Annotated in this window: 1 protein-coding gene; it reads left to right on the top strand. The window is 76.3% G+C overall.

The annotated features are described in order from the left end of the window. A partial coding sequence (locus ACIA8Q_RS33790) for a condensation domain-containing protein (protein WP_396318308.1) occupies positions 1 to 4,017 on the top strand: 4,017 nt, incomplete at both ends.

Genomic DNA, 4,017 nt, shown 5'->3' with positions numbered 1-4,017 from the left:
CGAGGTGCTCGGCACCGGGCGGGTCGGCATCGACGAGGACTTCTTCGCCCTCGGCGGCGACAGCATCCGCTCCATCCAGGTCGTCAGCCGCGCCCACAAGGCCGGCCTGAGCTTCACCACCCGCGACATCTTCACCCACAAGACCGCGGCCGCCCTGGCCCGGATCGCCGGCGGCGCGGAGCCGCAGGCCGCGGCCGCGCCCGCCGAGGACGCCGGCGGCACCGGCCCGTACGAACTGACGCCGATCATGGCCCAGTTGCACGACGACACGCACAGCCTCACCGGCCCGGTCGTCAAGTACAGCCAGCACGTCGTCGTGCGGGTGCCCGCCACGCTGGACGCCGACCTGCTCGACACGGCCCTGCACGCCCTGGTCGACCACCACGACGCGCTGCGCACCCGCGCCACCGAGCCCGCGCCCGGCCTGTGGCACACCGAGGCACTGGCCCCCGGCGCGCTCGCCGGCGTGCGCCTGGTCGCCACCGCCGAGCACGGCGGCACGGACCCGCAGGACGCCCTCGGCCACGCCGAGCGGCAGGCCTCCGCGGCCCGCGCCCGGCTCGACCCCGCCGAGGCCGTGATGATCCAGGCCGTGCTGATCGGCGCAGCGCCCGGCGCCGACACCACCCTGCTGGTGATCTCCGCCCACCACCTGGTCGTCGACGGGGTGTCCTGGCGGATCCTGCTGCCCGACCTCGCCGCCGCCTGCGCGGCGCTGGCCGAGGGCCGCACCCCCGCGCTCGACCCGGTCGGCACCTCCTACCGCGCGTGGTCGCAGCTGCTCGCCGCCCAGGCCCGCACCCAGGTCCGCGGGTCCGAACTCGCGCTCTGGCAGTCGGCCCTGACCGGCCCCGACCCGCTGGTCGGCACCCACCGGCTCGACCCCGCGACCGACGTCTACGGCACCCAGCGCACCCTGCGCCTGGAACTCGGCCCCGAGGTCACCGGCCCGCTGCTCACCGACGTCCCGGCCGCGTTCCACGCCGAGGTCAACGACGTCCTGCTGACCGGCCTCGCGCTCGCCGTCGCCGACTGGCGCCGCCGGCACGGCCGCGCCGACTACGCGCAGACCCTGATCGAACTCGAGGGCCACGGCCGCGAGCAGCTCAGCGACTCCCTCGACCTGTCCCGCACCGTCGGCTGGTTCACCAGCGCCTTCCCGGTGCGCCTGGACCCGGGCACGCTGGACTGGGACGAGGTCTGGGCCGGCGGCCCCGCGCTCGCCACCGCCCTCAAGCGGATCAAGGAGCAGCTGCGCGCGCTGCCCGACCGCGGCGTCGGCTACGGCCTGCTGCGCTACCTCAACCCGCACGCCGCCCGCGCCCTGGCCGGGCACCACAAGCCGCAGATCGGCTTCAACTACATGGGCCGCTTCGACGCCCGCGAGGCCGGGCTCTGGGAGCCGGCCGGCGGCGACGGGGTGGTCGGCACCGGGGCCCACCCCGGCATGCCGCTGCCGCACCTGCTCGACGTCACCCCGGCCACCGAGGACCGGCACGACGGCCCGCACCTGATCGCCAACTGGTCCTGGGCCGGCCGGACCGTCGCCGAGGAGGACGCCCGGGACGTCGCGGACACCTGGTTCCGCGCCCTGGAACTGCTCGCCCGGCACGCCGCCGCCCCCGGCGCCGGCGGCCGCACCCCCTCCGACCTGCCGCTGGTCGCCCTGGCCCAGGAGGAGATCGAGGAGTTCGAGGCCGAGCTCGCGCAGGCCGGCACCGCCCTCGCCGACGTGCTGCCGCTCACCCCGCTCCAGCAGGGCATGCTCTTCCACGCCGACTACGACGCCGCCGGCTCCGGGCCGGACGCGGACGCCGTCGACGTCTACACCCTGCAGATCGTCGCCGACATCGAGGGCGAGCTGGACGCCGCGGCGCTGCGCGCCGCCGGACAGGCCCTGCTCGACCGGCACCCCAACCTGCGCGCCGCCTTCCGCGCCCGCGCCACCGGCGAGCCGGTCCAGGTCGTGCCGCAGCACGTCGAGCTCCCCTGGCTGGACGCCGACCTGACCGACCTGCCGGAGCCCTCCCGGGCCGCCGAGCTGGACCGGATCACCGAGGCCGAGCGCACCCGCCGCTTCGACCTCGCCGCCCCGCCGCTGCTGCGCTTCGCCCTGGTCACCCACGGCGAGGGCCGGCACCGGTTCATCTGGACCAGCCACCACATCCTGGTCGACGGCTGGTCGATGCCGCTGCTGGTCCGCGAGCTCTTCGCGCTCTGCGCACCCGGCGCGGACGTCGCCCTGCTGCCCGACCCGGCCCCGTACCGCTCCTACCTGGCCTGGCTGACCGCGCAGGACCGCACCGCGGCCCGGGAGGCCTGGCACCGGGTGCTGGCCGACGTCGACGAGCCCACCCTGCTCGTCCCCGCCGACCCGGCCCGCGTCCCGGCGCTGCCCGACGCGGTGCTCGCCGAGGTGCCCGCCGACCTCACCGCCGCGCTCTCCGGCTGGGCCCGCACCGAGGGACTGACCCTCAACACCGTGGTCCAGGGCTGCTGGGCGCTGCTGCTCGGCCGGCTCACCGGCCGCCAGGACGTGGTGTTCGGCGCCGTCACCTCCGGCCGCCCGGCCGAGGTGCCCGAGGTCGAGTCGATGATCGGCATGTTCCTCACCACCGTGCCGGTCCGGGCCCGGCTGCACCCCGGCGACACCCTCGCCGAGCTGCTGCACGCCGTGCAGGACCAGCAGAGCGCGCTGCTCCCGCACGAGCACCTCGGACTCGCCGCGATCCACCAGGCCGCCGGCCTGTCCGGCGAGGTCTTCGACACCGTGGTGCTGTTCGAGAACTTCCCGCTGGACGAGAACGGCCTCGACACCGGCGTCGCCGACGGCCCGCGCGTCGTCCGGGCCGAGGCCCGGGACGCCCGGCACCACCCGCTGAGCATGGTGGTGCACCCCGGCGACACCCTGCACCTGCGACTGGACTACCACCCGGGCCTGTTCGGCCGGGACGAGGTCGAGCGGGTCGCGACGGTCTTCCAGCACCTGCTGCGCACCGTCGCCGAGCGGCCCGACCTGCCGCTCGCCCGGGTCGACGTGACCGCCCCGGCCGACCTCACCGGCCGCGCCACACCCGGCGAGCTGGGCGGGCTGCTCGGCGCCTGGGACCCGACGGTCGCCGAGGAGAGCATCGGCGTGGTCGAGCGGGTGCGCGCGGTGGCCGCCAGCACCCCCGACGCGGTGGCCGTCACCGACGGCGCCGGCTCGCTGGGCTACCGGGAGCTGGTCGAGGCGGCCGGCGGGCTGTCCGCCGAGCTGACCGCAGCCGGGGTCACCACCGGTTCGGTGGTGGCGATGTTCGCCGAACCCGGCGTCCCCTTCGTCACCGGCGTGCTCGGTGTGCTCGGCGCGGGCGGCGCCTACCTGCCGCTCGACCCGACCGCCCCGGCCGCCCGCAACACCGGGCTGCTCGAGGACAGCGGCGCCCGCCACCTGCTGGTCGGCGCCGGGTACCGCGAGCAGGCCGCCGAGTTCGCCGCCGCCGTGCAGGGCGGGCCGGTCACCGTCCTCCCGCTGGAGCGGTCCGGGCCCGGGGCCCTGCCGGAGTGCGTGGGCACCGGCCTGGACCTCGCCTACGTGATGTTCACCTCCGGCTCCACCGGGAAGCCCAAGGGTGCGATGGTGCAGCGCTCCGGGATGATGAACCACCTCTGGGCCAAGGTCGGCGACCTCGACCTGGCGGCCGGGGAGGGCGTCGTCCAGAACGCGCCGCTCACCTTCGACGTGTCGGTCTGGCAGATGCTGGCCCCGCTCGTCGTCGGCGGGACGGTGCGGGTCTCCGGCACCGAGATGGCCGCCGACCCGACCGCCCTGTTCGGGATGGCCCGCGACGAGCGGATCGCCGTCCTGGAGGTCGTGCCCTCCCTGCTGCGCGCCGCCCTGGACGCCTGGGACACCGAGGGCGACGCCCCCGAACTCCCGGACCTGCGCTGGCTGATGGTCACCGGCGAGGCCCTGCCCGCCGACCTCTGCCGACGCTGGCACGACCGCCACCCGCACATCCCGATGATGAACGC

Source organism: Kitasatospora sp. NPDC051705 (genome assembly GCF_044453265.1).
In the GTDB taxonomy this organism is placed as follows: domain Bacteria; phylum Actinomycetota; class Actinomycetes; order Streptomycetales; family Streptomycetaceae; genus Kitasatospora.
The sequence above is the reverse complement of the archived record's forward strand: the minus strand, read 5'-3'. Positions and strand labels throughout refer to the sequence as shown.